Annotated in this window: 2 protein-coding genes; both read left to right on the top strand. The window is 29.3% G+C overall.

The window, feature by feature from the left end:
- On the top strand, positions 1-298 hold a 298-nt coding region (locus J8L88_RS23350), incomplete at its 5' end, for a CHAT domain-containing protein (protein WP_211062069.1).
- Positions 299-363: 65 nt separating this feature from the next.
- On the top strand, positions 364-1,403 hold a 1,040-nt coding region (locus tag J8L88_RS23345), incomplete at its 3' end, for a hypothetical protein (protein WP_211062068.1).

Here is a 1,403-nt window from a genome sequence, read left to right as displayed (position 1 = left end):
TACCAATGATAAAGCGACTGCTACCATCACCTCTGATTTCTATAAAAATCTAAGCGAAGGTCAAACCAAATCCGAGGCTTTACGAACAGCAAAACTTAAGTATCTTAAAAACAATACCGATGCAGAAGCATCACCTCATTATTGGGCTTCTTTAGTATTGATAGGAGATAGTGGAACGTTGTTGCCCACTACTAATTACACCAATTACATTATCTTAGGTATCGTGACATTACTATTAATAATATTGGGAGTTTTTATTTACAAAAGAAAGAGTAAGCAACGTAAAAGTCGCATTTAATGATGAAACGTATATTACTATTATTGTTTTTTTCAATAAGCTGTCTGTCCGTTTACACTCAAAAAATGTCTCCTGTATTAGATTCTATTCTAATTAGTAAGGAGAATGATACTATTAAAAAACGTCTATATACTCAACTTTTCGAAACTTATGAAAAACAAAATAACTACACCCAATTAGGCGCAGATGCTCATGAATTAGCAAAATGGTTTTATCGAAAAAAAAATAAAAAAAATACCATCTATTACACAGAACTTGCCATTGAAGCAAAAAAAAAGGCAATTCCCTTTGATAGGGAATTACTTAAAAACAGTTATATTAATCTTGGGTATTTTCACAACAAATATGAAAACTATCATAAAGCTATAAAAGCTTTAAAAAAAGCTGTTCCTCTAAAAAAACATTCCTTAAATATAAGGGCATATAATTATTTAGCTAACATTTACTACAAATTACAAGATCCCTATAATTCTGTTGAAAATCGTTTAAAAATATTTCAGTATTTAGACCCTATAAAAGATAGACAAAAGATCATAGACAATCATATTAACATAGGAGTTTCTTACAGAGATATGGGAGTTAAAACCAGAAAACAAGTAATAAGGCACTTACTTTTAGCTGACTCTCTGTCAAAAAGCGCAGATAAACCTAATTTAGATGATGAATATGTAATTACATCCAATATAGCTATAGTATTTCATCAATATGGTGATGAAGAATACATCAAAACCGGTACTACGAAAAACCTATTAAAAGCAATTTCTTATTATAAAAAGGCAATCATAATTGCAAAAAAAATAAAACGAAAAGACTATCTCTCTTCTAGCTACTACAATTTAGGTTTGGCTTATATAGAAATAAACGCTGATATTGCAGAAAATTATTTTGATAGTTCATTGAAATTGATAAATCACAAAACGCAATTATTAAAATCTATTTATTATGGTTACGGTAAGGCTGCATATAAGAAAAAACAATATGATAAAGCCATTGGCCTCTATCAACAATCTATTGCTGGGTTTTTTAACATCAAAAATCCTGAAAAAAATTGGCACCCAATTCAAAAACAATTAGTAGAATTAGAAAAAAAGTGGTTACTTCTTGG

Source organism: Aquimarina sp. MMG015, assembly GCF_018100855.1.
Classification (GTDB): Bacteria; Bacteroidota; Bacteroidia; order Flavobacteriales; family Flavobacteriaceae; genus Aquimarina; species Aquimarina latercula.
This window is presented reverse-complemented; position numbering and strand designations above follow the sequence as displayed.